Raw genomic sequence first — 26,968 nt, 5'->3', positions numbered from 1 at the left:
CCAGGTCACCGGTGCCCGGGGGCGGACGCGGCACCGGCGTTGGGTCTACGGTGAGGGGGTGCACGACGAGCCCATCGACCCCTTCAACGGCGACCCGGCCGATCCGGCCGCCGGTCTGCACGACGCGGGCGACGACGCCCCGCTCGACCCGCTGACCGACGTCGAGCGCCAGGACGTGCTGGAGGACCTCGCCGACCTGGAGATCTACCAGGCGCTGCTGGCGCCGGTCGGGGTGCGCGGGCTGGTCATCGAGTGCGAGGACTGCCGGGAGCCGCACTACTTCGACTGGGACCTGCTCCGGGGCAACCTGCGTCACCTGCTCAGCTCCGGGCGGCCCCGGGTGCACGAGCCGGCCTACGACCCCGACCCGGACCACTACGTCACCTGGGACTACGCGCGGGGCTACGCCGACGGCGTGCACGACACCCTGACCGAGGGCACCGACGAGGAGCCCGACACCGACCGCTGACCCCGGCCGCGCCAGCAGGGCACCGCGCGATCAGGCCACCAGGCCGGCGCGGAAGCCGGCCGCGACGGCGTGCGCGCGGTCCCGCGCGCCGAGCTTGCGGAACAGCCGGCGGGCGTGGGTCTTCACCGTGTCCTCCGAGACGAACAGCTCCCGGCCGATCTCGGCGTTGCTCTTGCCCTCCGCCATGCCGAGCAGCACCTGGAGCTCACGCTCGGTCAGCCCGATCGCGGACCGGCCGCCGCGCCCGCCGGAGGCGGCCCGCTGCTGCCCCGCGGGCGGGGCGTCGGTCGGCTCGGCCGGGTCGTCGCCGCGCTGCGCCGGCACCACCGTCGGGGCGCCCGCGCCGTCGGCCGCCGCCGCCGACCAGGCGGAGCCCGGGTCGGCCGGCGACCGACCGGACGGGGTGGCGCGGACCGGTCCGCCGACCGCCGCGGTGTCCCGCGCCGGATCGGTGACGCGGGGGCGGGTCGTCCGGCCGGGCGAGGAGAGCAGCAGCAGGGCCTTGGCCACCGCGCTGGTCAGGTCGTGGTCGGCACCCTGGATCAGGCCCCGGGCGCCGGCGCTGATCGTGGCGGCGGCGGCCTCCGACTCCTCGGTGCCGAGCAGCAGGACGGAGGCCTGGGGCGCGCGGGCGAGCACCCGCCGGACGAAGCCCGCGCTGTCCGGTCTGGTGAGGGCCGTGTCGGCGAGCACCACGTCGGCCGGGCGCTCGGCCAGCCGCAACATCACCTCGGGATCGGAGACGGCGGTCCGCACGACGGCGGACAGCCCCAGCCGCGCCGCCGCGGACGTCAGATGCTGCGCCGCAAGCGGTGTCCGAACGCACACGAGAACCGTACGCACAGTGGGTCTCCTCTCCGCCAACGAGCAGACCACGGCCGGGTCGAGTCGCGAGGGGGTTCCCGACAATCCTCCGAACTTTTCCGACAAGTAGGGCATATGCCGCGAGTTGTCCGAAGTTTTGGATCACAGAAGTGTGAGCCGGGGAAAGCTCGGGTAGGGAGCATCCAGGCCGGAAACGGCGCGCCTGCGCGGACCGTCGCCCGGACGCCGATTCACCAGGATCTGCGCGGTGCCGCGCGGGAGGAGGGGTGCTGATGTCGAACGTACGCAGACTGCCCGGACCCATCGTCGACCTCTGGGACTGGCAGCGGCTCGGTGCCTGCCGGGGCCGGGACAGCGCGCAGTTCTTCCACCCCGACGGCGAGCGCGGCTCGTCGCGCCTGCGCCGCGAGTCCGGGGCCAAGGCGGTCTGCCGCGCCTGCCCGGTCCGCGCCGAGTGCGCCGCGCACGCGCTCTCCGTCCGGGAGCCGTACGGCGTGTGGGGCGGCTTCAGCGAGTCGGAGCGGCTGCGGCTGCTCGCCCTCGGCTGGGAGGACCTGGCCGACCGTCGGCAGACCCGGGTCGACGTCGCCCGGCTGGAGGCCCGCCTGGGCCGGCCGCACAAGTCGACCGTCCCCGCCCAGCGCAAGATCGCCTGACTTCGCGCACCGACGTGCCGGACGCCGCGCCCCGACCCGGGGCGCGGCGTTCGTGCGTCCGGGGCGACGACACGGGCCGCGACGCACACAGGGCGCGCCGTCGCGAAGACGGCGCGCCCTGTGTGTCGCGTACGGCGAGGGTCAGAAGCCCGGGCCGTGCTGGTGGCCGTGCCCGTGGCCGTGGCCGTGGCCGTGCCCGCCGGCGGCGGCCGGCTCGGCCTTCTCCGGCTTCTCCACCACGAGGCTCTCCGTGGTGAGCAGCAGGCCGGCGATCGACGCGGCGTTGCTGACCGCGTTGCGGGTCACCTTCACCGGGTCGACGATGCCGGACTTCGCCAGGTCGACGTACTCGCCGGTGGCGGCGTCGAGGCCGTGGCCCCACTCCTTGCCGGCGACCTTCTGCACCACGACGTAGCCGTCGTGGCCGGCGTTCTGGGCGATCCAGCGCAGCGGCTCGACCAGCGCCTTGCGCACGATCGAGACGCCGACCTTCTCGTCACCGGTGAAGCCGAGGTCGTCGTCGAGCGCCGGGATGATCTGCGCCAGGGCGGCGCCGCCGCCGGGGACGGTGCCCTCCTCGACCGCGGCCTTGGTCGCGGCGATCGCGTCCTCGATGCGGTGCTTGCGCTCCTTCATCTCGACCTCGGTCGCGGCGCCGACCTTGATGACCGCGATGCCGCCGGACAGCTTGGCCAGCCGCTCGGCGAGCTTCTCCCGGTCCCAGTCGGAGTCCGAGGCCTCGATCTCCTTGCGGATCTGCGCGACCCGGTCGGCCACCTCGCTCGCCTGGCCGCCACCGTCGACGACGGTGGTGTTCTCCTTGTCGACCACCACGCGGCGGGCGGTGCCGAGCACCTCCAGGCCCACCTGGTCGAGCTTGTAGCCCAGCTCCGGGGCGACCAGCTCGGCGCCGGTGAGGATCGCCATGTCCTGCAGCATCGCCTTGCGGCGGTCACCGAAGCCGGGGGCCTTGACCGCGCAGACCTTGAGGGTCTTGCGGATCGAGTTGACCACCAGGGTGGACAGGGCCTGGCCCTCGACGTCCTCGGCGATGATCAGCAGCGGCTTGCTGTTCTGGAGGACCTTCTCCAGCAGCGGCAGCAGCTCCTCGATCGCCGAGATCTTCTGGGTCGTGATCAGGATGTACGGGTCCTCCAGGACCGACTCCTGCGACTCCACGTCGGTGACGAAGTTCGGCGAGATGAAGCCCTTGTCGAACTGGAGGCCCTCGGTGACGTCCAGCTCGGTGTGCAGGGCCGAGCCCTCCTCGACGGTGATGACGCCGTCGCGGCCGACCCGCTCCATCGCCTCGGCGATCAGCTCGCCGATCGTGGCGTCCTGCGCGGAGATCGTCGCGACGTGCGCGATCGACTCCTTGTCGGCGACCTCGACCGCGCGGCCGAGCAGCGCCTCGGAGACCTTGGCGGCCGCCGCGTCGATGCCCCGCTTGAGGCCGGCCGGGTTGGCGCCGGCCGTGACGTTGCGCAGGCCCTCGCGGACCATGGCCTGGGCCAGCACGGTGGCGGTGGTGGTCCCGTCGCCGGCGACGTCGTTGGTCTTGGTCGCCACCTCCTTGACCAGCTGCGCGCCGAGGTTCTCGTAGGGGTTGGTGAGCTCGATCTCCTTGGCGATGGTCACGCCGTCGTTGGTGATCGTGGGCGCACCGAATTTCTTGTCCAGGACGACGTTGCGCCCGCGGGGGCCGAGGGTCACCTTGACCGCGTCCGCGAGGGCGTTGACACCGTGCTCGAGCAGGTGCCGCGCGTCGTCCGAGAAGCTCAGGATCTTCGCCATGAATGTCCCTTCGAAGCGACGCTGCCCCGGCCCGGCGAGCCGGACCGGGGCAACGACACTGATCGGTTGCTTACTTCTCGATGACCGCGAGGACGTCGCGGGCGGAGAGCACCAGGTACTCCTCGCCGGCGTACTTGACCTCGGTGCCGCCGTACTTCGAGTAGAGGACGGTGTCGCCGACCTTGACGTCGACCGGCACGCGGTTACCCTTGTCGTCGATCCGGCCCGGGCCGACAGCGAGGACGGTGCCCTCCTGCGGCTTCTCCTTGGCGGTGTCGGGGATCACGATGCCCGACGCCGTGGTGGTCTCAGCCTCGTTCGCCTGGACCACGATCCGGTCCTCGAGCGGCTTGATCGCAACCTTGGTCGCGGTAGTCACGGGCATACCCTCCTGGGGTACTGGTTTCGTTACCGATCGGCATGCCGACCGGCGTCAATCTGCCACATGCCACCGGGCGGGGCCGTCGTCGCGGGTGCCGGTCCGCCTGGCGTTCAGCGCCCGGACCTGACGGCCCGGAAGCTGGCACCCTCGGGGTGAGAGTGCTAATCGCAGGTTATTCCTCGGCTAGCACTCCGTCAAGGAGAGTGCCAGCCCGCCGGTCGGCGCGTCGGGCCGGGCGGCGAGAATGACCGGGTGGATCTCGACCAGCTCGCCGCCCTGCGTACGCCCGAGGGGTCGGCCGCGCTCGACGCGGCCGCGCGCGTGGCCGGCGGCGATCCGCTGGCCGCGGCGGCCGCGCTCCGCTCGGCCGGGCTGCCGCCCGCGCTGTCGGCGGCCGCGCTCACCCAGGCCGAGCTGCGCCGCCGGGCGGTCGGCAAGTTCGGGCCCGGGGCGGCGGGCATGTTCCTGACCCGGGCCGGGCTGGAGCAGGCCACCCGCCGGCCGGTGGCCGACCGGCGGGCCGCCCGCCTGCGCGACGCCGGCGTGCGCACCCTGGCCGACCTCGGCTGCGGCCTCGGCGCGGACGCGCTCGCCGCCGCCCGCGCCGGCATCCGGGTGTACGGCGTGGAGGCCGACCCGGTGACCGCCGCGATGGCCGCCGCCAACGCCGAGGCGGCCGGGCTGGCCGAGCTGTTCACGGTGGAGTGCGGCGACGCCACGGCGTTCGACGTGGGCCGGGTCGACGGCGTCTTCTGCGACCCGGCGCGGCGCAGGGCGGGCACCGGGCGGCGGATCTTCGACCCGAACTCCTACTCCCCGCCCTGGGACTTCGTCGTCGGGCTGGCCGAGCGGGTGCCGCACACGGTGGTGAAGGTGGCGCCCGGGATCGACCACGCGCTGATCCCGGCGGGCGCCGAGGCGGAGTGGGTGAGCGTGGACGGCGACCTGGTCGAGGCGGCCCTGTGGTGCGGCCGGCTCGCCGCGGTCCCCCGCCGGGCCACCCTGCTGCGCGGCAGGGCGGGGCACCTTCCCGACGCCTCCGGCGCGGCGGCGGTCGCCGCCTTCCAGCTGACCGGCTCGGGCGACGCCGAGGCGCCCGTCGGGCCGGCGCGCCGATTCGTGTACGACCCTGATTCGGCGGTGGTCCGCGCGCACCTCGTCGCGGAGCTGGCCGACGCCCTCGACGCGACGCTGGCCGACCCGAGCATCGCCTACCTCTACGCGGACACCCCCGTGGCGACCCCGTTCGCCCGCTGCCTGGAGGTCACCGACGTGCTGCCGTTCTCGCTCAAGCGGCTGCGGGCGCTGCTGCGGGACCGCCGGGTCGGCCGGGTGGAGATCCTCAAGCGCGGGTCCGCGCTGGAGCCGGAGAAGCTCCGCCGCGACCTGCGGCTGGCCGGCGACGAGGCGGCCAGCCTGGTGCTGACCCGGGTGGCCGGCGCGCCGACGGTGCTGGTCTGCCGGCCGGTCGGGGAGCGGTAGGGGCGGCGGTGGGGCGCCGCGCCCCGCTAGCGTGACGGTCATGGCGGGACAGGGCACTCCGGCGACCGCGCTGCTCGTGAAGCGCAAGGTCGCCCACAGCACCCATCCGTACGACGTCTCCCCCGACGCGCCGAACTACGGCGCGCTGGTCGCGGCGGCGCTGGGGGTGCCGCCGGAGCGGGTGTTCAAGTCGCTGGTCGCCGAGGTCGACGGGGCGTTGACCGTGGCGGTCGTGCCGGTCACGGGCGAGCTGGATCTCAAGGCGCTCGCCGCGGCCGTCGGCGGCAAGCGGGCCGCCATGGCCGACCGCGCGGTGGCCGAGCGGGCCACCGGCTACGTGCGCGGCGGGATCAGCCCGCTCGGCCAGCGCCGGCGGCTGCCCACCGTGCTGGACTCGTCGGCGCTCGACCACCCCACCGTCTACGTCTCGGCGGGCCGGCGCGGTCTCCAGGTCGAGCTGGCCCCGGCCGACCTGCTGGCCCTGACAGACGCGCGGGTCGCTCCACTGTCGGCCCGCTGACGGGCGCGCCAGGCCGCCCCGCCGCCGGGCATGCGGACCGCCGGGCGACCCGCGCGGAACCGTCACGCCGCTGCTCGGCACCGCCCGCTCCCGCCATCGCACGGGAGACCTGCGGCCGAGGACCCTCGACGGCAGACGTCCCGCTCTCGCATGCGGGTACACGACCAGCACGCCCGCCGCGGACGAGCCGCTCAGACGAGGGTGGGCGTGTCGTCGGCGTTGCGGAATTGTTACCGCCGCCAACAAACTCCGACCCCGACACCCTTGCGTGCCGAGTGTGACGCGGAATACGTTGCCGGACACAACAAACGACCACCGTCACTTCCTCCACCGAAAGGACCCTGCACATGCGCAAGGGCTTCCTCACCTTCGCCGCCGTGGGCCTGCTGGCCACCGGCGGCATGGCCGCCTGTGGTGACGACTCCGGCAGCGATCAGGCCGGCGGCGACAGGAAGGCGAAGATCGGCGTGATCCTCCCGGACAGCAAGTCCTCCGCGCGTTGGGAGAGCGCGGACCGCAGGTTCCTGGAGGAGGCGTTCAAGGCCGCCGGCGTCGAGTACAACATCCAGAACGCGCAGGGCGACAAGTCCAGCTTCTCCACCATCGCCGACGGCATGCTCACCGACGGCGTCACCGCGCTGATGATCGTCAACCTGGACTCCGGCACGGGCAAGGCGGTGCTGGAGAAGGCCAAGTCACAGGGCGTCGCGACGATCGACTACGACCGGCTCACGCTGGGCGGCTCGGCCGAGTACTACGTCAGCTTCGACAACGAGGCCGTCGGCCGGCTCATGGGCGAGGGCGTCAGCAGGTGCCTCACGGAGAAGAACGCGCAGAAGCCGGTGATCGCGTACCTCAACGGGTCGCCGACCGACAACAACGCCACGCTGCTGAAGACCGGCTACGACTCGGTGCTCAAGCCGAAGTTCGACTCCGGCGCGTACGTCAAGGGCCCGGACCAGGCCGTCCCGGAGTGGAACGCCACCGAGGCGGGCGGCATCTTCGAGCAGATGATGACCCAGACCGGCGGCAAGATCAACGGCGTGGTGGCCGCCAACGACTCTCTCGGCAACGCCGCCATCTCCATCCTCAAGAAGAACAAGCTCAACGGCAAGGTTCCCGTCACAGGCCAGGACGCCACCCCGCAGGCCCTGCAGAACATCCTCGTCGGGGATCAGTGCATGACGGTCTACAAGGCGGTCCGCGAGCAGGCGAAGGCGGCCTCCGAGCTGGCCATCGCCTTGGCCAAGGGGGAACGTAAGGACACCGGTCAGACGGTCAGGGACCCGCAGAGCGGCCGTGACGTGGCCTCCGTGCTGCTCGCTCCGAAGGCGATCTACAAGGACAACGTCAAGGACGTCGTGGCCGACGGCTACGTCACCAAGGAGCAGGTCTGCACCGGTGCGTACGCCAAGCTCTGCGCCGACGCCGGCATCAGCTGACCCGACTGCGCACTCCGCCGCCCACCCGCCGCCCGGCACGGGAACCCGTGCCGGGCGGTGCCGACAGCAGGCGGAGCTCCGCGATCCTCCACATCTGGCGAAGGAGACCCCGTGTCAGCGACCCCCCTGTTGGAACTCCGTGGGATCGACAAGAGCTTCGGCCCCGTCCAGGTCCTGCGTGACGTCGACCTCACCGTCCACTCCGGCGAGGTGACCGCCCTCGTCGGCGACAACGGCGCCGGCAAGTCGACGCTGGTCAAGTGCATCAGCGGCATCCACCCGGCCGATTCCGGCACCTTCCTCTTCGAGGGCCGCCCGGTCAGCGTCAACACCCCGCGGGACGCCGCCGCGCTGGGCATCGAGGTCGTCTACCAGGACCTCGCGCTCTGCGACAACCTCGACATCGTGCAGAACATGTTCCTCGGCCGGGAGAAGCGCAACGGCCTCGTGCTCGACGAGCCGACCATGGAGCAGATGGCCGCCGAAACCCTCGCCGGGCTCTCGGTCCGCACCGTCAAGTCACTGCGCCAGCACGTCTCCAGCCTCTCCGGGGGGCAGCGCCAGACCGTGGCCATCGCCAAGGCGGTGCTGTGGAACAGCAGGCTGGTCATCCTGGACGAGCCCACCGCGGCGCTCGGCGTCGCGCAGACGGCCCAGGTGCTCGAACTCGTCCGCCGGCTCGCCGACAACGGCCTGGCCGTCGTCCTCATCTCGCACAACATGAACGACGTATTCGCCGTCTCCGACCGCATCGCCGCGCTCTACCTCGGCCAGTTGGCCGCCCAGGTGAAGACCATCGACATCACCCACTCACAGGTGGTCGAGCTGATCACCGTCGGTCGCTCCGGCGCTCTCGGGCTCACCACCGAGCCGGCTACGGGCCGCGACGCCACCGAGCACGACCCCACGTCAGGAGCCGTCCGATGACCGACACAGCGGTGAAGCAGGGTTCGCCGGCGACCGTCGCCCCGGCCCCCACCGTCGGAAGCCATGTCCGCAACTACCTCGCCCGGGTACGCGGCGGCGATCTCGGCTCGTTGCCGGCCGTCACCGGCCTCGTCGTCCTCTGCACGGTGTTCGCGATCGTACGGCCGGTCTTCTTCTCCGCGGGCAACTTCGCCAACCTCTTCACCCAGGGCGCGGCCGTCACCGTGATCGCGATGGGGTTGATCTTCGTTCTGCTGCTGGGCGAGATCGACCTCTCGGCGGGCTTCGCCAGCGGCGTCTGCGCCGCGATCCTGGCCAACGTCGTGACCGTGCTCGGTCACCCCTGGTACGTGGCGGTGCTCGCCGCGCTCGGCACCGGGATGCTGATCGGGCTGACTCTCGGCGTCCTGGTGGCCAAACTCGGCATCCCCTCATTCGTGGTCACGCTGGCCGGCTTCCTGGCCTTCCAGGGCGTCGTGCTGCTGCTGATGGAGGAGGGCACCAACATCTCCATCGCCGACGAGGTGATCGTCTCCATCGAGAACGACTGGGTGCCGCCGACCCTCGGCTGGTTGCTCGTCGGCGTCGCGGTCGCGGGTTACGCCACCGCCCAGTTGCTTCGGCGGCGCAAGCGCGCCGGTCGCGGGCTGCAGACCGATCCCGCGGCGGTCGTGCTGGCCCGGATAGCGGGACTGGCCGTCGTCCTCGGTCTGGCCGTGTACGTGCTCAACCAGGAGCGCAGCATCAACCCGCTGATCACGTCGAACCGCGGCATGCCGATCGTCGTGCCCCTGATCGCCCTGCTCCTGGTCACCTGGACGTTCGTACTCAACCGCACCGCGTACGGGCGGCACCTCTACGCCGTCGGCGGCAACCGGGAGGCGGCGCGCCGTGCCGGCATCGACGTCGACCGGATCCGGATCTCGGCCTTCGTCATCTGCTCCACCATGGCCGCGATCGGTGGCATCATCGCGGCCAGCCGGGACAGGTCGGTCGACCCGAACACCGGGGGCAGTAACGTCCTGCTGTACGCGGTCGGCGCGGCGGTGATCGGCGGAACCAGCCTCTTCGGCGGCAAGGGCCGGATGATCGACGCGGTGCTCGGCGGTGCGGTGGTGGCGGTGATCATCAACGGGATGAACCTGCTCAACCTCAGCTCGGGGCTGAAGTACGTCTTCACCGGACTGGTGCTGCTCCTCGCCGCCGGTGTGGACGCCCTCTCGCGCCGACGATCCGCCGCGACCGGCACCCGTTGACGACCGCACGACCGGAGTGACGACACGATGCGCGCAGGACCGAGCCAGGACGAGATCCGTCGGCAGAACCTGGGCGCGTTGCTGCGGTACGTGCACGTGCACGGCGCCACCACCCGCGCGGAGCTGACCACCAGGCTGGGACTCAACCGCAGCACCATCGGCGCGCTGACCGCCGACCTGGCCGGCGCCGGGCTGGTCAGCGAGGGCACGCCGAAGGAGACCGGCCGGGCCGGGCGACCGTCGCTGGTCGTCCGGCCCGAGTCGGACCGGGTGCACGCGTACGCGTACAGCATCGAGGTGGACCGCCTGCGGGCCGCGCGGATCGGCCTCGGCGGCGCGGTGCTCGACCGCCGGGAGTTGGCCCGGCCCCGGGGCGTGACCGCCGCGGAGGCCGCCCCGCTGCTGGCCGGGGCGGTCAAGGAGATGCAGCAGGCGGTGCCGGCGGACGCGGTCTGCGTCGGCGCGGGCGTCGCGGTCTGCGGCATGGTCCGCCGCGACGACGGGCTGGTCCGGCTGGGGCAGACCACCGGCTGGGTGGACGAGCCGATCGGCGCGGCGCTCCGCGCCGAACTCGGCTGCGAGGTGCCGGTCACGGTCGGCAACGTGGCCGACGTGGCGGCGTTCGCCGAGCACGCGCGCGGCGCGGCGGCGGGCTGCGACAACGTCATCTACCTGTACGGGGACGTGGGCGTGGGCGCCGGCATCATCGCCGGCGGGCGGCGGCTGACCGGGCACGGCGGCTACGGCGGCGAGGTCGGGCACATGGTGGTCGTCCGCGACGGCGCGCCCTGCGAGTGCGGCTCCCGGGGCTGCTGGGAGACCCAGATCGGCGAGCACGCGGTGCTGCGCGCGGCGGGCCGCACCGACGCGCGGGGCCGGGACGCGCTGCTGGCCGTCTTCGACGCCGCCGACCGGGGCGACGCCCGGGCGCAAAGCGCGGTCCGCCAGGCCGGCGACTGGCTCGGCTTCGGGGTCGCCAACCTGGTGAACATCTTCAACCCGGAGATGGTCCTCTTCGGCGGCACCATGCGCGACCTCTACCTCGCCGCGGCGGCCCAGGTCCGCAGCCGGCTCAACTCGATCGCCCTGCCGGCCTGCCTGGAGCACGTCCGGCTGCGGACCCCGAAGCTCGGCGACGACGCGGCGCTGGTCGGCGCCGCCGAGCTGGCCTTCGAGCGGCTGCTCGCCGACCCGCTCGACGCCGGCTGACCCTGACCGGCCCTCGCCGTCCGGCCCGGCCCTCGCCGTCGCCACGGCACGCCGGCCGCCCGACGGCCGGCAGCCGCCACGAGGCGGCCGTGTCGGCGAGGCGCCGCGCGGGCCCGGTGAACTGATCGGCCGGGCGGTCCGTACCACTGCGCGGACGGGCGGACGGCACGCGCCGCCGCCCGGCCGCGACGCGTCGGTCGGACGGAGGAGGCACCACGGACATGGCACCGCGCAGACCCGCCCCCCGCCGGCCGGGGCACCGGTCCCGTCGCCTGGCGGTGCTGCTCGCCACGATCGCCGCCGGGCTCGGGGTGCTGCCCGGCCCGGCCGTCGCCGCGCCGGCGGGCCAGCAGCTCAACGCCGCCGACTCCGCCCTGCTCAACGGGGTGCGGCTGGCCGGGCTCTGGGAGATGCCGGCCGGGCAGATGGCCGCCGGGAAAGGGCAGAGCGCCAGGGTACGGGAGATCGGCGCCGGCATCGCCACCGAACACGAGGAGTTGGACCGGCTCACCGTCGAGGCGGCGAACAAGCTCGGGGCGACGATCCCGACCGACCCGACGGCCGAGCAGCGGGGCTGGCTGACCGAGATGCAGAACGCCTCCGGCGCCCGCTTCGACCAGATCTTCGTCACCCGGCTCCGGGTCGCCCACGGCAGGATCTTCCCGGTGATCGGGGCGGTACGGGCCAGCACCCGGAACCCGACCGTGCGCAGGCTCGCCGAGGACGCCAACAGGTTCGTCCTGCACCACATGCGGATGCTGGAGAGCACCGGGCTGGTCCGCTGGGCGGAACTGCCGCCGGCCGCCCTGCCCGCGCCCGGCGACGACGGGCTGCTCGCCGCGGCCTCCGCCAACTCCGGCCCGCCGGTCGGGGTCAGCGGCACGGTGGTCTGGCTGGTCTTCCTCGCCGCCCTCGGCACCGGCGGCATCGCCACGTACCGCGTCCTGCGCCGCACCTGACGGTTCGCCGTCCCGCGCCGCACCCGACCGTTCGCCGCCCCGCGCCGCACCCGACCGCCGCCGTCCCGCTGCGGCCGGCCGCCATGCCGCGAATCGGCCGCTAGTCGTTGGCCTCCGGGCCCAGCAGGCGGATCTCCTCGATGTCGAGGACGGCCTGCAACTCCCGCAGGACGATGTCGTCGATCTCGTTCGTGTCCCGCAGCCGGGTGATCTCGCGCCGCTTGTGTTCGAGCACGGCGAGCCGCAGCCGCCGGTCCAGCTCCCGGGCCCGCTCCGCCGCACGGCCCTCGTCCGCGGAGCGGCCCTCGTCGGTGGAGCGGACGTCGTCGAGGTGCTGCTCGTAGTCCGCCCGGATCCGGTCGACCGCCTCCGGCCCGGCGCCGATCCGCGCGGCGACCTCCGGCAGCGCCGCCAGCGCGGCCTCGGTGGCGCGCATCCGGGCCAGCCGCACCTCGCCGAGCCGCCGGGTGTCGCCGACGAGGCCCGCCCACCCGACGACGGCAGGCAACGTGGTGCCCTGGACCAGCATCGTCAGCATGATGACCACGGCGGTGGCGAAGATGATCAGGTCACGCTCGTGCACCGGTGTGCCGGTGGGAGTGGCCACCGGCACCGCCAGGGCCGCCGCGAGGGAGACCGCGCCGCGGAACCCCGCCCAGCCGGCCGCCGTCCGTACCCGCCAGTCGAACCGCTCGTCCTGCTGCGCGGTCCGGCGGTCCACGGCCAGGAAGGCGAACGCCGCCAGGTGGATCCAGAGCATCCGGGTCAGTACGACCACACCGGTCACCACGACCGCGACGGCCAGCGCCCGCAGTACCGACAGGCTGGTGACCCCGCGCAGGGCGCGCGGAATCTGCATCCCGAGGAGCACGAAGAGCCCACCGTTGATCAGGAACGTGGCGAGGTCCCAGAAGCCGAACGCCAGCACCCGGGAGCGGGCCCGGACGACCCGGGGGGCGGCGTACGACAGCATGAGGCCCGCGACCACCACCGCCAGGACCCCGCTGGCGTGCACGGACTCGGCGAGGAAGAAGGCGACGAACGGCGTGAGGACGCTCAGCGCGCCCTCGCGCAGCGGGTCGTCGAGGCGTCGCCGGATCAGGATCACCGCCCCGCCCACCAGCAGGCCGGCGGCGACGCCCCCGGCCGACGCGCCGACGAACCGCTCGGTGAGCCCGAGGAGACCCGGCTCGGTGCCGCCCACGATCAGACCCACGCCGACGGAGAAGAGCACCAGCGCCGTACCGTCGTTGATCAGGCTCTCCGCGTGCAGGGTGGTCAGGATCCGGCGCGGCATCCGTTTGGCCAGGCCGGCGACCGCCGCGGCGTCGGTCGGCGCGAGCACGGCGCCGAGCACCCAGGCGGCGGCCGGATCCACGCCGAACCGCTGCGCGACGAGCGACACCGCGACCATCGTCGCCACCACCAGCCCCACCGCGAGCAACGCGATCGCGAGCAGGTTGGTGCGGATCTCGCGCAGGCTGGTGGTGATGCTCTCCTTGTAGAGGATCGCCGGAAGGAACAGCAGCAGCACCACGTCGGGCTCCAGCACCACATGGGACAGCGGCGGCAGGAGCGCGAGCAGCGCGCCCATCGTGATGAGCAGGACCGGGGGCGCCACGCTGTACCGGCCGCCGAGGGTCGTGCCGACCAGCACCGTGACGCCCAGCACCACGATCAGTTCGAGACCGCCCACGCCGCACCCCCGTCACCGGCCGACGCCACGGTGCCGGGTACGCGCCGGCCGCCTGCCGCTCCACCATCGTGGTACGGCGCCGCGGCGCGGCACCCCGGAACCCGGGAAACGGGCGACGGCCCCGCCGGCGTCAGGAGGCGGTGCCGTGCCAGGAGCGCCAGAGGGCCGCGTAGGAACCGCCCGCCGCGACCAGCTCGTCGTGCGGGCCGATCTCGGTGATCCGGCCGTCCTCCACCACGGCGACCCGGTCGGCGTCGTGCGCCGAGAAGAGGCGGTGCGCGATGGCGATGACCGTCCGGCCCGCCAGCACCGCGGCCAGGGAACGCTCCAGGTGCCGGGCGGCCCGGGGGTCGATCAGCGACGTGGCCTCGTCCAGCACCAGGGTGTGCGGGTCGGCCAGCACCAACCGGGCCAGCGCAAGCTGCTGCGCCTGCGCGGGGGACAGCGGGTGCCCGCCCGAGCCGACCACCGTGTCCAGCCCGTCCGGCAGCCCGTCGGCCCAGTCCAGCGCGTCGACGGCGGCCAGCGCGGAGCGGACGGCCGCCTCGTCGGCGCCCGGCCGGACCATCGCCACGTTCTCCCGCAGGGTGCCGATGAAGACGTGGTGCTCCTGGGTGACCAGCGCGACGTGCGTCCGCAGCTCGGCCAGGGGCAGCTCGTCGAGCCGCCGCCCGGCCACGGTGACCGAGCCGGAGCGGGGCGCGTGCACCCCGGCGAGCAGCCGGCCCAGGGTGGACTTGCCCGCCCCCGAGGGGCCGACCATGGCCAGCTTCTCCCCCGGCTCCGGCACCAGGGTCACCCCGTGCAGCACGTCCCGGCCCGCCCGGTAGGCGTACCGGACGTCCCGGGCGGCGAGCTGCCGGTCGCCCGTCGGCACGGACGTCCGCGCCGTCGGCCCGGCCGGCGCCGGGGAGGTGGCCGGCGCGTCGGCCACCCCGAGCAGGCGGGCCAGCGAGGCGCCGCCCACCTGCAACTCGTCCAGCCAGGAGAGCAGCCGGTCGACCGGGTCGATCAGTTGCTGGACGTAGAGCGTGGCGGCCGTGACCTCGCCGAGGCTCACCCAGCCCTTCAGGTAGAACCAGCCGCCGACGATCAGCGTGGCGACCACCGGCAGCACGTAGCCGATCTCGGTGACCGGGAAGAACACCGTGCGCAGCCGCAGGGTGTAGCGCTCGGCCGCGTACGACCGGCGGATGTCGGTGTCGGTGCGGGCCCGGCGGCGCGCCTGCTGCCGCAGCGCCTCCGTGGTCCGCGAACCCTCGACGGTCTCGCTGATGCCGTCGGTGATGTCGGAGTAGGCGGCGTTCTCCCGCAGGTAGCCGTCCGGCGCGCGGCGCAGGTACCACCGGGTGCCCACCCACAGCAGCGGCACGGCGACCAGGCAGGGCACCGCCAGCAGCGGGTTGACCAGGAGCAGCGCGCCGACGATGAAGCAGCCGGTGACGACCGCGATCAGCGTCTCCGGCACCGCGAACCGGACCGTCCGGGACAGCGCGGAGACGTCCCGGGACGTCCGGGTGAGCAGGTCACCCGTGCCGGCCCGCTCCACGGTGGCGAGCGGCAGCGCCAGGATCCGGTCGACGAACTCCTCGCGCAGCTCGGCCAGCACCCGCTCGCCGAGCCGCGCCGACGCCAGGTGGGCGAAGCGGACCAGCACCGACTGCGCCACCACGAAACCGCCGATCAGCAGCGCGATCCGGTCGACGGTGACGCCTGTCGTGCCCCGGGAGATGCCCTCGACGAGGTCGCCGAGCAGCCGCGGCGCGACCAGTCCCGCCGCGGCGGCCAGGGCGTGCAGGCCGAGCGCGACGGCGAGCGCCCTCGGGTGCCGGCGGGCCAGCGTGCGGGCGTACCGCCGCACCTGGCGCGCGTCGGCGACCGGCAGTGCGGTGGCCATCAGTCCTCCCCCCGGCTGACCGTCGCCCGGTAGCGCGGTTCGCCGTCGAGCAGTGCGGTGTGCGTCCCCTCGGCCGTCGCCTTGCCGTCCTCCACGAAGATCACGTGGTCGGCGCGGCTCAGCACGAGCGGGCTGGTGGTGCAGACGAGCGTGGTCCGGCCGGCCCGGGCCGCGGCGAGCCGCTCGGCGATCCGGGCCTCGGTGTGGGCGTCCACGGCGCTGGTCGGCTCGACCAGCAGCAGGATCTCCGGGTCGGCGACCAGCGCCCGGGCCAGCCGCAGCCGCTGCTGCTGCCCGCCGGAGAACTCCCGCCCGCGCTCGGCCACGACGCTGTCCAGCCCGGCGGGCAGGGCTTCGGCGATGTCCGTCGCGCTCGCCGCCGCCAGCGCCGCCGCGATCGCCGCGTCGTCGGCCCGGTCGTGCGGGTCCAGCTCCGCGCGCAGCCGGCCGGTGAACAGGTGGGCGTCGTTGTCGGCCACCAGGATCCGCTCCCGCACCGTCGCCAGCGGCAGCGTCCGCAGCGGTACGCCGTGCAGCGTCGCGTCCGAGTCGGCGTACCGGCCGAGGCGGTCCACGATCTCCGCCGCGTCCTCGGGCGCCGCGGCGGCGAGTGCGGTCAGCCGGCCGGGCCGCACCGCCACGCCGGAGGCCACGTCGACCAGCTCGCCGGGACCGTCCGGCAGCGTCGCCGGGCGGGGCGGGTCGACCAGCTCCGGGGTGAGCCGCAGCAGCCGCACCACGCGCCGGGCGGCGACGTGCCCCCGGGTCAGCTTGTCCACCGCCTCGGTGAGCTGCCGCAGCGGGCTGACCAGGAACGCGGTGTAGCCGTAGAACGCGACGAGCTGACCCGCGGTGATCTCGCCGCGCAGCGCGAACCGGGCGCCGAGCCAGGTGACCAGCACCAGGAACGCGCCGGGCAGCAGCACCTGCGCCGCCTCCAGCAGCGACTCGACCCGGGCCACCCGCAGGCCGTCGGCGCGCAGCGCCTGGGACCGCGCCCGGTAGCGGGCGGAGAGCACGGGCTCGCCGCCGACGCCGCGCAGCACCCGCAGCCCGGAGACGATGTCGCCGGCCCGGGTGGTCAGCGCCCCCTCGGAGTCCCGGTACGCCTGCTGCTGCCGGTGCAGCGGGCGGATGAGCAGCCCGACGACCGCCATCAGCAGCGGCACGCCGAGCACCACGACCAGCCCGAGCGGCACGGACGCGTCGAGCAGGATCACCCCCACCGTCACGATCGCCGCGATCGCGCCGGCGCCCCGGGCGGTGATGTCGATCGCCGCGCCGATCTGGCTGATGTCGGCGGTGCCGATGCTCACCACCTCGCCGGCGGCCACCCGGCGGGGCAGCGCGGCGCCGAGCCGGTTCGCCGCCTCAACGGTGAGCTGCACCGTCCGGTACGCGCCGCCGAGGAAGTTGTGCACGGCGCAGCGGTGCCGCAGGATCCCGGCGACCGCCTGGAGCACGCCCAGCCCGAGCAGCACCAGCCCCCAGGTGAGCAGCGCGCCCTCGTCCCGGCGGGTGAGCCCGTCGACGGCCCGGCCGACGGCCGCCGGCACGAGCGCCTGGGCGACCATCCAGACGACGCCGAGCGCGATGCCCACGGTGAACAGCACCCTGTGCCGGCCGGCCAGCCACACGAGGTAGCGGGTGGCCGAACGGGTGTCGGGAACGCCGGGGTCGCCGGTCGGTGAGAAGCGCATGGTCGTTCGACGCTAGGTGGCCGGCCCGCCCGCCCGCCAGCCAATTACCGCTGCCCGGGTGCTCCCGGCGCCCGCCGCGAGGAGGGCCGGTCGTACGCCGGCACGGGCGCGGCGGCGCGGGCGGCGCCGACCGCCGGCCTCAGCGGTCGACCTGGGTGAAGTCCCACGAGTGCGGCGGCCGGGCGAGCAGCGTCGGCGGCGGCTCCGGCAGCGGGCGCGGGTTGCTGCGCCACTTGGAGACGACCACCACCCGGTGGTCGGTGGAGGAGAACACCTCGCTGGACAGGTGCATCGGGTCGTGCTCGAACTCGGGCAGCGCGGTGTCGCAGACCCAGGTGATCAGGTCCGCGACGCCGTACGGCTCCGCCCGCGCCTCCCACATCCGCACGATCACGTCAGCCATCCTCGGGGTTCACACGCTGACCGTGGTCAGCGGCATGGCGGAGTCGGCGGGCAGGTCCAGCCGGCTCGGCGCGACGCCGGAGGCGACCAGGTGCGAGCCGAGGGCGGCGACCATCGCGCCGTTGTCCGTGCAGAGCCCGGGTCGGGGCACCCGGACCCGGATTCCGTCCCTGGCGGCACGCTGCTCCGCCATCGCCCGCAGCCGGGAGTTGGCCGCGACGCCCCCGCCGATCACCAGCGTCTCCACGCCGGTGGTCCGGCAGGCGTCCAGCGCCTTGCGCACCAGCACGTCGCAGACCGCCTCCTGGAAGGACGCGGCCACGTCGGCGACGGGGACCGGCTCGCCGGCCCGCTGCCGCGCCTCGACCCAGCGGGCCACCGCCGTCTTCAGGCCCGAGAAGGAGAAGTCGTAGCGGTGGGCGGCGAGGTCCCTGGCGGCGGTCAGGCCACGCGGGAAGCCGATGGCGGCCGGGTCGCCGGCCCGGGCCTCCCGGTCGATGTGCGGCCCGCCGGGGAACGGCAGCCCCAGCAGCCGGGCCACCTTGTCGAACGCCTCGCCGGCCGCGTCGTCGATGGTGGCGCCGAGCGGGGTGACGCCCCGGGCCAGGTCGTCGACGAGCAGCAGGGAGGAGTGCCCGCCGGAGACCAGCAGGGCGATCGCCGGCTCGGGCAGCGGACCGTGCTCCAGGGTGTCCACGGCGACGTGCGCGGCCAGGTGGTTGACGCCGTAGACGGGCTTCTCGGCGGCGAGGGCGTAGCCCTTCGCGGCGGCCACCCCGACCAGCAGCGCGCCGGCCAGCCCCGGGCCGGAGGTGACCGCGATGGCGTCGATGTCGGCGAGGGTCACCCCCGCCTCCCGCAGCGCCCGGTCCATGGTCGGCACGATCGCCTCCAGGTGGGCCCGGCTGGCCACCTCGGGCACCACGCCGCCGAAGCGGGCGTGCTCTTCGACGCTTGAGGCGAGCGCGTCGGCCAGCAGGGTGTGCCCGCGCACGATGCCGACACCGGTCTCGTCGCAGGAGGTCTCGATGCCGAGGATCAGGGGTTCAGTCATCGCTCACATCCTGCGTGCGCCGCATCACCAGCGCGTCGGTGTTGCTCGGTTGGTAGTAGCCGCGCCGCACGCCGATCGGCTCGAAGCCGTACGTCGCGTAGAGCTTCTGGGCGGGGGCGTTGTCCGCCGCGACCTCCAGCAGGGTGGCGCGGGCGCCGAGCCGGGCCGCCTCGGCGAGCAGCGCCTCCAGCAGCAGCCGGCCGATGCCGCGCCGCTGGGCGTCCCGGCGCACCGCGACGTTCTGCACCCACGCCTCGTCGGGCGGGGCGACGGTGAGCCCGGCGTAGCCCAGCACCGTGCCGTCGTCGGCGGCGGCAACCAGGTAGTGGTGGCCGTTGGCCAGCTCGTTCCAGAACATGGCCGCCGACCACTGCTCGGCGCCGAAGAGGTCCGCCTCGATCGGCAGCACCTCGTCGATGTGCCACCACCGGAACCTCTGGAGGCGCACACCGGTCACGGCAGGACCGGCTTGCGGGCCGTCGCCGCCACGGCGTCGGGGCGGCGCAGGTAGAGCGGGGTGAGCGCCTCGCCGGTGGCGCCGGCGCGGATCCGCTCGGCGGCCAGGGCCGCCAGCACGCCGGCGTCCGGGTAGCGCGGCTCGGCCCGCACGGGCAGGCCGAGCACGTCCGCGTACCGGTGCGCGCCGTCGCCGACGGCGACCGTGACGGCCAGGCCCCGGGCGCGCTCGGCGGCGACCGCCGGGGCGGAGACCTCGGGCCCGACGAGCCGCTGGCCCGCGCCGTCGTAGACCGCCCAGTAGATCTCGCGCCGCCGCGCGTCGCTCGCGGCCAGCACCGGTTCGCCGGCGGCCGCCGGGTGGCCGATGGCGTCCAGCGAGCAGACGCCGTACGTGGGCACGTCGAGCACCTGGCCCATGGTGGCGGCGGTGACCAGCCCCACCCGGAGCCCGGTGAACGGGCCGGGGCCGAGCCCGGCGACGATCGCCCCCAGGTCGGCCGGGCGGGCGCCGGCGTCGGCGAGCACCGCGTCGACCTGCGGCGCGAGCAGTTCGCCGTGGGCGCGGGCGTCGACGGTGCAGCGGTGCGCCCGGGTCGCGACGCCCTCCGCCGTGACCTCCACCAGCGCCGCCGTCACCGCGGGCGTCGAGCTGTCCACCACCAGTACGAGCACGGTAAGCCAGCCTAGCCGCCCCGGTCGGCGGCCCCGGCGACGCGGGTCAGCTCGGGGTGCGGAACTTGCGCTGGAAGGCCGGCAGCAGCCAGGGACGCCGCCCGCCGACGCGCACCTTGCCGCTGAGCACCGCCCGGGCCCGGCTGATCCGGCCGAACATCATCAGGTTGAGCGTGGCGGGCTCGTGGTCGACCACGGCGTCGGGCCGGGCGTCCGGCTCGGCGAAGGTCACCCGGCCCCGGTGCAGCAGCAGCCGGAGCGGCGGCGCGTACGCCGAACGGAACTCGACGACGACCCGGCGCTCGCTCGGGGGCGCGCCGCCGTCGATCAGCCGGCCGTAGCCGTGCCGGACCACGCCGGCCAGGAACAGCTCCAGGAAGAGCACGGCGTGCGGGTTGGGGATCCGCCACGGCAGGCCGGTGGCGCGGGAGATGTCGTGGCCGTGGATGAGCACCTCGTTGACCAGGTGGGCGCAGAGGCCGGCGAGCGGGACCCGCGCCCCGCCGAGCCACGACACCGTCTCGTCGGGGCGCCGCCCCTCGCAGGCGACCAGGAACTGCTTCACGTCGGCCTGCAACCGGTCGAGCAGCACGTGCGGGTCGCGCTCGGTGAGGTGCCCGAGCAGCACGTCGTTGAAGCCCGCCACCGTGTCGACGGTGGTCCCGTCGAGCAGCTCGTCGAAGCCCGGCACCGGCGGGAGCGGGCGCTCCGGGTCCACCAGGCACACGTAAAGCCACGCGATGGACCCGACGTGGGCGAGCGTGTCCGCCACCGACCAGTGGGCCGTGGCCCCGGCCTGCGGCGGGGCGGCGCGGACCAGCTCGACGAAGCGGTCGGTCTGCTCCGCCAGGGCCGCCCGCGCCACCTGCCACCGTTCGTCGCTGACCGTCGCCGTCATCCGTCGCCTCCCGGCTCGCCGACCGCTTGCGGCCACAGGCTACAGCGGACGGTCACCGCCCGGTGACGCGCAGCTTGCGGACTTCGTCAGCCGGCCGAGCGCTCCCAGTCGACCGTGGGCAGGCCCGCGTCGGCGAGGGCCTTGTTGGCCGCGCTGAACGGCCGGCTGCCCAGAAAGCCGCGCGGGTTCATCGGGCTGGGGTGCCCGGCCTCCAGCACCACGTGCTGCGGGTTGGTGACCAGGGCGGCCTTCTTGCGCGCGTAGCCGCCCCAGAGCAGGAAGACCACCCGGGAGTCCATCGCGTCGAGCGCCCGGATGGTGGCGTCGGTGAACTCCTCCCAGCCCCGGTTGGCGTGCGAGCCGGGCGTGGCCTCGCGGACGGTGAGCACCGCGTTGAGCAGCAGGACGCCCTGCGCCGCCCAGCCGCTCAGGTTGCCGCTGCGCGGCTTCGGCACGCCGAGGTCCTCGCCCAGCTCCTTGAAGACGTTGCGCAGCGACGGCGGGACGCTGACGCCCTCGCGCACGCTGAAGCTGAGCCCGTGCGCCTGCCCCGCCTTGTGGTAGGGGTCCTGCCCGAGGATCAGCACCCGGCAGTCGGCCGGCGCGCAGAGCCGGTAGGCCGAGAAGAGGTCCTCCACCGGCGGGTAGACGGTGCGGGTCGCGTATTCCCCCGCGACGAACTCGCCCAGCGCGGCCGTGCGGGCCGGGTCGAGGTGCGGGGTGAGCACGGCACGCCAGGCCTCCGGCAGCAGCGCCAGCAGGTCCAGGGTGGGGGCGTCGTCGGGCATCGGCAACCTTTCGCCTGTCGGGTCCGTCCCCGCGCACTCTAGGCAGACGGTACGACAGCGCTCACGCGAGGGCGGCGAGGCGCCGCGCCCAGTCGCCGCCGACGGGCTCCAGCCCGACCACCCGGGTGTCGTCGTCGCGCCGGTCGACGCGCACCCGCAGGTGGGCCTCGACCAGTTGCTCGACCAGGCCCTCGCCCCACTCCACCACGGTCACCGACTCGTCCACCGACGCGTCCAGGTCGAGGTCGTCGATCTCGGCGCGCGGGTCGGCGGCGTCGCCCAGCCGGTACGCGTCGGCGTGCACCAGCGCCACCGTGCCGCCCCGCGCCGGGTCGGGCCGGTGCACCCGGGCGATCACGAAGGTGGGCGAGGTGATGTCGCCGAGCACGCCGAGCCCGGCCCCGATGCCCTGGGTGAGCGCGGTCTTGCCGGCGCCCAGCGGCCCGGTCAGCAGCAGCAGGTCGCCGGCGCGCAGCAGCCCGGCCAGCCGCCGCCCGAACGCGTGGGTGTCCTCGACCGTCGGCAGCTCGACGACGTGCGTCACAGCTCCTCCAGGAAGCGCGTCAGCGCCTCGTTGACCTCGTCGGCGTGCTCCAGCATCACCACGTGCCCGCTGTCGGGGATCTTGACGAACTCGGCGTGCGGCAGCCGCCGGACGATCTCCTCGGAGTGCGTCACCGGGGTGATCATGTCCTTGTCGCCGACGATCACCAGCACGGGGGTGCCGGCCAGCGCGGCGAGCGCCGGGAACCGGGAGTGCGTCGCCAGCGTGCGCAGGTAGCGGGTCACCGTGTCGGCGGACGTGCGCGAGTTCATCGTCTCGACGTACGACACCAGCGCCGGGCTGGGGTGCCGGGTGCCGAAGCCGTACCTGCGGGTAAGCAGCCAGGCCACGTTGGTGGTGGACTTGCGGGCCCGGTCGATCACCGGGCCGCCGTAACGGGTGACGTTGCCGACCATGTGCAGCACCGGCGCGCCGACCCGGCCGAGCAGGGCGGGCGCGACCAGCTTGGTCTCGGCGAGCAGGCCGCCGGAGGTGGCCATCAGCACCGTGCCGACGACCCGGTCGCCGAACAGCTCCGGGAACAGCTCGGCGAACGCCATGATGGTCATCCCGCCCATCGAGTGGCCGACCAGCACCAGCGGCCCCTCCGGGGCGGTGCGGTCGATCACCTCGCGCAGCGTCCGGCCGAGCGCGGTGAGGTCGTACTCGCCGGTCTCCAGCCGCCCGGACCGGCCGTGCCCCGGCTGGTCGTACGCGACGATCCGGTGTTCGCCCCGCTCGGCGAGCAGCTTGCGCTGGAAGTGGAACGTGCCCATGTCCAGGCAGAAGCCGTGCACCAGCACCACGGTCGGGTTGCCGGGCGTCGGCCGGGTCGGCTCGACCACCTCGACGTGGATGTCGGTGCCGTCGGGCATCTCCAGCCGGAACGACTCGTCGTACCGCTGGTCGTCGAAGACCTCGTCGGCGTACCGGTCGGTGGGGTCGGCCTTGAGCTTGCGGACCAGGGCGCGTTCGGCGGCCAGCCCGGCGGCGGCGACCCCGACGGCGGCCAGCGCGCCGACGGCGGCCCTGGCGTGCCCGGAACGGGGCAGCGGGATCCGGGAACGCGACGTCACGGGCGCTCGCCGTCGTAGACGCGCGGCACCCGGGTGCTGCCGAACCGGGTGACGATCTCGTAGTTGATGGTGCCGGTCGCCTCGGCCCAGTCGTCGGCCGTGGGCGCGCCGTCGACGCCGCTGCCGAAGAGCGTGACGACGTCCCCGGCGGCCACCGGGTCGTCGCCGCAGTCGACCACGAACTGGTCCATGCAGACCCGGCCCGAGATCGTCCGCCGCTTGCCGGCGAGCCGCACCGGGCCGCTGTTGGAGGCGTGCCGGGGCACCCCGTCGGCGTAGCCGAGCGGCACCAGGGCGAGGTTCGCCTCCCGCTCGGTGGTGTAGGTGTGCCCGTACGAGACGCCGGAGCCGGCGGGGACGCGCTTGGCGAGCATCACCCGGGCCCGCGCGGTCATCGCCGGGCGCAGCCCGTAGCTCTCCCCGGCGATCGGGGAGAGGCCGTAGACGGCCAGCCCGGGCCGCACGAGGTCGAAGTGGGTGTCCGGCCGGGTCAGCGTGGCGGCCGAGTTGGCCAGGTGCCGGTAGCGCGGCCGCAGCCCGGCCTGCTCGACCATGCCGAGGCCCTCGTGGAAGACGGCGATCTGGCGGTCGATGGTCGGATGACCGGGCGAGTCCGCGTAGACGAAGTGGCTCCACACCCCGACCACCTCGACCAGGCCGTCGGCCTGCGCCTTGGCGGCGCCGTCGAGCAGGGCCGGCCAGTCCGCGACGGTCGCGCCGCCCCGCGCCAGCCCGGTGTCGATCTTGAGGTGCAGCCGGGCCGGCCGACCGGCGGCGCGGCCCGCCTCCACCATCTCGTCGAGCTGGGGCAGGCTGGCGACGCCGAGGTCGACCCCGGCGGAGACGCCCTCGTGCAGCGGCAGCCCGGGCGCGAGGAGCCAGGCCAGCACCGGCACCGTGATCCCCGCCCGACGCAGGGTCAGCGCCTCGTCCAGCGTGCAGACGCCCAGCCAGTCCGCCCCGGCGTCGAGCGCGGCGCGGGCGGCCGGGACCATGCCGTGGCCGTAGCCGTCGCCCTTGACCACCGCCATCAGCTCGGCGGCGGTGCCGGACCTCAGCCGGCTCACGTTCTCGCGGATCGCGTCCAGATCCACCCGCACCTCGGCCTGCCACATGCCCCCAGCCTACTTTCCGCGCTGATCTCCCAGACCGAGGCCGGCACACCCCCGCCGCGCCTCAGCCGAGGCGGGCGAGGACCGGGCGGAGGGCGTCGGCCACGTCGGGCGCGGTCACCGGCCCGCCCCGGGCCGCCTCCCGGCCGGCGAGCCCGTGCAGGTACGCGGCCGCGGCCGCCGCGCGCTCCGGCGCCAGCCCGGCCGCCAGCAGCGAGCCGAGCAGCCCGGCCAGCACGTCGCCGGTGCCGCCGGTGGCCAGCGCCGGGGTGCCGGTCGGGTTCACGTACGCCCGGCCGTCCGGCGTGCCGATGACCGTGCGGTCCCCCTTGAGCAGCACCACCGCGTTCATCCAGGCGGCCAGCCGCAGCGTGGCCCCCACCCGGTCCGCTCCCGGGCTCTCCCCGCAGAGCCGGGTGAACTCGCGGTCGTGCGGGGTGACCACGATCGGGGCGTCCCGCCCGCGCAGCCGGTCGGCCAGCGAGCCGTCGACCAGCAGGGTCAGCGCGTCGGCGTCGAGCACCACGGGCACCGGGGCGGCGAGGACGGCGCGCAACTCCCCGGCCGCCTCCTCGCCGGTGCCGAGCCCGGAGCCGCAGACCCACGCCTGCACCCGCCCCGCGTCGGCGACCCGACCCGTCGCGATCACCGACGGGTGCCGGTGCAGCACGTCGGCCCGCGCGGAGCCGGCGTAGCGCACCATGCCGGTCGGGCCGGCCAGCGCCCCGGCGACCGAGAGCACCGCCGCGCCGGGATAGGTCGCCGAGCCGGTCGCGACGCCCACCACCCCCCGGGTGTACTTCTCCGAGGCCACGCCGAGCCGGGGCCACCAGTCGGCCACGTCCGACCACTCGGTGACGCGCAGCGCCGGGCTGCCGCGCAGCCACGGCTCCAGCCCGATGTCGACCAGTTCCACCTCGCCGGCGAGCGCGGCGGCCGGGCCCACCACCAGCGCGGGTTTCAGCGCGCCGAAGGCGACCGTCACGTCGGCGCGGACGGCGCTGGGCCGCCCGGCGGCGGTCAGCGGCACGTGCCCGGTGTCGACCCCGACGCCGCTGGGGACGTCCACCGCGACCACGGTGGCCGGGGCGCCGTCGCGCCCGCGGTGCCGCACCAGGCTGGCGGCGAGCTGGTCGGCGGTGTCCCGGAGCCCGCCCCGGCCGCCGATCCCGACGATGCCGTCCAGCACCAGGTCGACCGTCGCCGGCGGCCGGTCCACGATCCGCCCGCCGGCGGCCCGTAGCGCGGCCAGCCCCTCGGCGTGCGCCCGGCCGGGGGTGAGCAGCAGCGCCGACACGGCCGCGCCGCGGCGGGCCAGGTGCGCGCCGGCCAGGAGGGTGTCGCCGCCGTTGTCGCCGGAGCCGACCAGCAGCAGCACCCGGGCGGCGTACACCCCGCCCCGGTCGGCGAGCAGCAGCGCGCACCGCCGGGCCAGTCCGGCGGCCGCCCGCCTCATCAGCGTCCCGGGTGGCAGGGTCGCCATCAGCCCCGCCTCCGCCGCGCGTACGTCCGCGACCCGCCACACCGATCTCACGCCACCGCCCCCGTCCGACTTCCCGGCGCGCCCCGCCGGCGCGCCCCGATCACCGTTCCGCGACCACCATCGCCGAGGCGATCCCGCCGTCGTGGGACAACGACAGGTGCCAGCGGCTGACCCCGCGCTCGACGGCCGCCGCGGCGACCGTGCCGGAGACGGTCAGCCAGGGACGGCCGTCGGGATCCGGCACGATCTCGCAGTCGTGCCAGCTCAGCCCGGCCGGCGCGCCCAGCGCCTTGGCGACGGCCTCCTTGGCCGCGAACCGCGCGGCCAGCGACTCGGGCGAACGGGGGTTGCCGGAGCTGGTGTAGCGCTCGGCCTCCGTGAAGAGCCGGTCGGCGAGCAGCGGCGTCCGCGCCAGGGCCCTGGCGAACCGCTCGACCAGGACGACGTCGATGCCGACAGCGACGATCACGGGCTCACCCTACCGGCGCGGGCGGCCGCACATTAGCCGCCGGCTGACCGCGGGGCAACGCCTGTGGACGACGGCGTGCGTCGGCCGGGGACGGCCGTCCACAGGGCGCCTGGGGGCCGGTGGACGCCGCCTAGCGTCCCGGTCGTCGATGTTCCGCGAGGCACGGGGGCCGCCATGACCGAGGAGCCGATCACCGTACGACCAGAGGCGCTGCGCGGGGCCGCGAGGGCGCTCGGCGACGACGCGTACCGGCTGGCGCACCTGCTGGCCGGGGCGGCCGGGCTGGTGGTGCCGGCCCCGGAGTGGGCGGCCGGGGCGGCGCTGACCGGGCTGGAGTCGGCGGTGCACGCCTGGTTCGGCGCCCTCGGTGCCCGGGTGGCGGCGACGGCCGGGGCGGTGCGCGCGGCGGCGGAGGCGTACGAGGCGGTGGACGACCGGGCCGCCGGCCGGCTCACCGCCCTGCCCCGATGACCGCGCCGGCCCCGCCGACCGGCGCGCCCGGTCCGGTGCCGCCGGTGAATCGAGCCGCCTCCGGGCCGCCTGCCCCAGCACCGGCGGCGGACCGGGCCGCCTCCGGGCCGCCTGCCCCGGCGCAGGCGGCGGACCGGGCCGCTTCCGGGCCGCCTCCTCCGGCGCCCGCGGCGGACCGGGCGGCTTCCGAGCCGCCTGCCCCAGTACCGGCGGCGAACCGGGCCGCTTCCGGGCCGCCTCCTCCGGCGCCCGCGGCGGACCGGGCGGCTTCCGAGCCGCCTGCCCCAGTACCGGCGGCGAACCGGGTCGCCTCCGGGCCGCCTGCT

27 protein-coding genes are annotated in these 26,968 nt (G+C 75.0%); 10 read left to right on the top strand and 17 right to left on the bottom strand.

What is annotated here, in order from left to right:
• The first annotated feature begins 58 nt into the window (after nucleotides 1-58).
• Nucleotides 59-469 (top strand): DUF5319 domain-containing protein, encoded by a 411-nt coding sequence (locus ACWENR_RS11410; protein WP_452276902.1) that lies wholly within the window; start codon nucleotides 59-61, stop codon nucleotides 467-469.
• A 30-nt stretch (nucleotides 470-499) separates the two neighbouring features.
• Here the strand turns inward: ACWENR_RS11410 and ACWENR_RS11405 are convergent, their stop codons facing one another.
• Nucleotides 500-1,312, bottom strand: a complete 813-nt coding sequence (locus tag ACWENR_RS11405; RefSeq protein ID WP_452276901.1) for a response regulator transcription factor — start codon at nucleotides 1,310-1,312, stop codon at nucleotides 500-502.
• A gap of 254 nt (nucleotides 1,313-1,566) precedes the next feature.
• Here ACWENR_RS11405 and ACWENR_RS11400 point away from each other — a divergent pair, with 254 nt between their 5' ends.
• Nucleotides 1,567-1,950 (top strand): WhiB family transcriptional regulator, encoded by a 384-nt coding sequence (locus tag ACWENR_RS11400; RefSeq protein WP_452276900.1) that lies wholly within the window; start codon nucleotides 1,567-1,569, stop codon nucleotides 1,948-1,950.
• A gap of 141 nt (nucleotides 1,951-2,091) precedes the next feature.
• On the opposite strand, the gene groL is transcribed toward ACWENR_RS11400, so the two are convergent.
• Nucleotides 2,092-3,744, bottom strand: a complete 1,653-nt coding sequence (groL, locus tag ACWENR_RS11395) for a chaperonin GroEL (RefSeq protein WP_452276899.1) — start codon at nucleotides 3,742-3,744, stop codon at nucleotides 2,092-2,094.
• A 70-nt stretch (nucleotides 3,745-3,814) separates the two neighbouring features.
• Entirely contained in the window at nucleotides 3,815-4,129 is a 315-nt protein-coding gene (groES, locus tag ACWENR_RS11390) for a co-chaperone GroES (RefSeq protein ID WP_088998427.1), read from the bottom strand.
• Nucleotides 4,130-4,378: 249 nt separating this feature from the next.
• Here groES and ACWENR_RS11385 point away from each other — a divergent pair, with 249 nt between their 5' ends.
• The 7 genes from ACWENR_RS11385 to ACWENR_RS11355 all read left to right on the top strand — a co-directional run bounded on the left by ACWENR_RS11385 (nucleotide 4,379) and on the right by ACWENR_RS11355 (nucleotide 11,921).
• Complete coding sequence (locus ACWENR_RS11385; protein ID WP_452276898.1) at nucleotides 4,379-5,608, top strand: THUMP-like domain-containing protein; 1,230 nt, start codon at nucleotides 4,379-4,381, stop codon at nucleotides 5,606-5,608.
• A gap of 40 nt (nucleotides 5,609-5,648) precedes the next feature.
• Nucleotides 5,649-6,128, top strand: coding sequence for a Cys-tRNA(Pro) deacylase (gene ybaK / locus ACWENR_RS11380; protein ID WP_452276897.1), 480 nt, complete (start codon nucleotides 5,649-5,651; stop codon nucleotides 6,126-6,128).
• A gap of 347 nt (nucleotides 6,129-6,475) precedes the next feature.
• On the top strand, nucleotides 6,476-7,570 hold the full coding sequence (locus tag ACWENR_RS11375; RefSeq protein WP_452276896.1) for a sugar ABC transporter substrate-binding protein: 1,095 nt from the start codon (nucleotides 6,476-6,478) through the stop codon (nucleotides 7,568-7,570).
• Between the two features lie 111 nt (nucleotides 7,571-7,681).
• Nucleotides 7,682-8,497 carry an ATP-binding cassette domain-containing protein gene (locus ACWENR_RS11370; RefSeq protein WP_452276895.1) on the top strand — a complete coding sequence of 272 codons (816 nt, stop codon included), beginning with the start codon at nucleotides 7,682-7,684 and terminating at the stop codon, nucleotides 8,495-8,497.
• Entirely contained in the window at nucleotides 8,494-9,753 is a 1,260-nt protein-coding gene (locus tag ACWENR_RS11365) for a sugar ABC transporter permease (protein ID WP_452276894.1), read from the top strand. Before ACWENR_RS11370 ends, ACWENR_RS11365 begins: the two co-directional genes overlap by 4 nt.
• A 27-nt stretch (nucleotides 9,754-9,780) precedes the next feature.
• Nucleotides 9,781-10,962 (top strand): ROK family transcriptional regulator, encoded by a 1,182-nt coding sequence (locus tag ACWENR_RS11360; RefSeq protein ID WP_452276893.1) that lies wholly within the window; start codon nucleotides 9,781-9,783, stop codon nucleotides 10,960-10,962.
• Between the two features lie 221 nt (nucleotides 10,963-11,183).
• Entirely contained in the window at nucleotides 11,184-11,921 is a 738-nt protein-coding gene (locus tag ACWENR_RS11355) for a DUF4142 domain-containing protein (RefSeq protein ID WP_452276892.1), read from the top strand.
• 100 nt (nucleotides 11,922-12,021) lie between these two features.
• Here ACWENR_RS11355 and ACWENR_RS11350 read toward each other — a convergent pair whose 3' ends face one another.
• From ACWENR_RS11350 to ACWENR_RS11285, 14 genes are all read right to left on the bottom strand, one after another.
• Complete coding sequence (locus ACWENR_RS11350) at nucleotides 12,022-13,617, bottom strand: Na+/H+ antiporter (RefSeq protein ID WP_452276891.1); 1,596 nt, start codon at nucleotides 13,615-13,617, stop codon at nucleotides 12,022-12,024.
• A gap of 130 nt (nucleotides 13,618-13,747) precedes the next feature.
• On the bottom strand, nucleotides 13,748-15,514 hold the full coding sequence (locus ACWENR_RS11345) for an ABC transporter ATP-binding protein (protein ID WP_452276890.1): 1,767 nt from the start codon (nucleotides 15,512-15,514) through the stop codon (nucleotides 13,748-13,750).
• Complete coding sequence (locus ACWENR_RS11340) at nucleotides 15,514-17,214, bottom strand: ABC transporter transmembrane domain-containing protein (RefSeq protein ID WP_452276889.1); 1,701 nt, start codon at nucleotides 17,212-17,214, stop codon at nucleotides 15,514-15,516. Before ACWENR_RS11340 ends, ACWENR_RS11345 begins: the two co-directional genes overlap by 1 nt.
• A 139-nt stretch (nucleotides 17,215-17,353) precedes the next feature.
• Entirely contained in the window at nucleotides 17,354-17,608 is a 255-nt protein-coding gene (locus ACWENR_RS11335) for a hypothetical protein (protein WP_452276915.1), read from the bottom strand.
• 18 nt (nucleotides 17,609-17,626) lie between these two features.
• A complete protein-coding gene (gene tsaD / locus ACWENR_RS11330) occupies nucleotides 17,627-18,670 on the bottom strand; it encodes a tRNA (adenosine(37)-N6)-threonylcarbamoyltransferase complex transferase subunit TsaD (RefSeq protein ID WP_452276888.1) in 1,044 nt (347 codons plus the stop codon).
• On the bottom strand, nucleotides 18,663-19,127 hold the full coding sequence (rimI, locus tag ACWENR_RS11325) for a ribosomal protein S18-alanine N-acetyltransferase (protein ID WP_452276887.1): 465 nt from the start codon (nucleotides 19,125-19,127) through the stop codon (nucleotides 18,663-18,665). The genes tsaD and rimI overlap by 8 nt, the downstream gene beginning before the upstream one ends.
• On the bottom strand, nucleotides 19,124-19,801 hold the full coding sequence (gene tsaB / locus ACWENR_RS11320; RefSeq protein ID WP_452276886.1) for a tRNA (adenosine(37)-N6)-threonylcarbamoyltransferase complex dimerization subunit type 1 TsaB: 678 nt from the start codon (nucleotides 19,799-19,801) through the stop codon (nucleotides 19,124-19,126). Before tsaB ends, rimI begins: the two co-directional genes overlap by 4 nt.
• 46 nt (nucleotides 19,802-19,847) lie before the next feature.
• Nucleotides 19,848-20,699 (bottom strand): maleylpyruvate isomerase family mycothiol-dependent enzyme, encoded by an 852-nt coding sequence (locus ACWENR_RS11315; RefSeq protein WP_452276885.1) that lies wholly within the window; start codon nucleotides 20,697-20,699, stop codon nucleotides 19,848-19,850.
• A gap of 86 nt (nucleotides 20,700-20,785) precedes the next feature.
• Entirely contained in the window at nucleotides 20,786-21,487 is a 702-nt protein-coding gene (ung, locus tag ACWENR_RS11310) for a uracil-DNA glycosylase (protein WP_452276884.1), read from the bottom strand.
• Nucleotides 21,488-21,548: 61 nt separating this feature from the next.
• Nucleotides 21,549-22,031 (bottom strand): tRNA (adenosine(37)-N6)-threonylcarbamoyltransferase complex ATPase subunit type 1 TsaE, encoded by a 483-nt coding sequence (tsaE, locus tag ACWENR_RS11305; protein ID WP_452276883.1) that lies wholly within the window; start codon nucleotides 22,029-22,031, stop codon nucleotides 21,549-21,551.
• A complete protein-coding gene (locus ACWENR_RS11300) occupies nucleotides 22,028-23,107 on the bottom strand; it encodes an alpha/beta fold hydrolase (RefSeq protein ID WP_452276882.1) in 1,080 nt (359 codons plus the stop codon). Before ACWENR_RS11300 ends, tsaE begins: the two co-directional genes overlap by 4 nt.
• Nucleotides 23,104-24,222 (bottom strand): alanine racemase, encoded by a 1,119-nt coding sequence (alr, locus tag ACWENR_RS11295; RefSeq protein ID WP_452276881.1) that lies wholly within the window; start codon nucleotides 24,220-24,222, stop codon nucleotides 23,104-23,106. Before alr ends, ACWENR_RS11300 begins: the two co-directional genes overlap by 4 nt.
• Nucleotides 24,223-24,283: 61 nt before the next feature.
• The gene (locus ACWENR_RS11290) at nucleotides 24,284-25,753 is read right to left on the bottom strand and encodes an NAD(P)H-hydrate dehydratase (RefSeq protein WP_452276880.1); all 1,470 of its coding nucleotides are present in this window, start codon (nucleotides 25,751-25,753) and stop codon (nucleotides 24,284-24,286) included.
• 49 nt (nucleotides 25,754-25,802) lie between these two features.
• A complete protein-coding gene (locus ACWENR_RS11285) occupies nucleotides 25,803-26,171 on the bottom strand; it encodes a holo-ACP synthase (RefSeq protein ID WP_452276879.1) in 369 nt (122 codons plus the stop codon).
• A gap of 174 nt (nucleotides 26,172-26,345) precedes the next feature.
• On the opposite strand from ACWENR_RS11285, the gene ACWENR_RS11280 reads away from it, so the two are divergent.
• Entirely contained in the window at nucleotides 26,346-26,642 is a 297-nt protein-coding gene (locus ACWENR_RS11280; RefSeq protein WP_452276878.1) for a hypothetical protein, read from the top strand.
• Nucleotides 26,643-26,968 lie beyond the last annotated feature (326 nt).

The organism is Micromonospora sp. NPDC004336, assembly GCF_053602615.1.
The sequence above is the reverse complement of the archived record's forward strand: the minus strand, read 5'-3'. Positions and strand labels throughout refer to the sequence as shown.